Below are 378 nucleotides of genomic sequence, written 5' to 3' on the forward strand. Positions count from 1 at the left end.
AAGCGGGTGTTGGTGTTCCCGGGTCAGGGGGCGCAGTGGGTGGGTATGGGTGTGGAGTTGTTGGGTTGTTCGTCGGTGTTTGCGGAGCGGTTTGGTGAGTGTGTGGCGGCGTTGGAGTTGTTTGTGGATTGGGATGTGCGGGCGGCGTTGTCGGATGAGGTGTTGTTGGCGCGGGTGGATGTGGTGCAGCCGTTGTCGTGGGCGGTGATGGTGTCGTTGGCGGCGGTGTGGGAGTCGTTGGGTGTGGTGGGGGATGCGGTGGTGGGGCATTCGCAGGGGGAGATTGCGGCGGCGGTGGTGTCGGGTGGGTTGTCGGTGGTTGATGGTGCGCGGGTGGTGGTGTTGCGCAGTGTGGCGGTGGGTGAGGTGTTGTCGGGT

Annotated in this window: 1 protein-coding gene; it reads left to right on the top strand. The window is 64.6% G+C overall.

What is annotated here, in order from left to right:
• Positions 1 to 378: acyltransferase domain-containing protein (locus tag AC507J_RS32375; protein WP_496294382.1), on the top strand; the 378-nt coding region annotated here is incomplete at both ends.

It is taken from the genome of Micromonospora sp. PRAS1, from assembly GCF_059553435.1.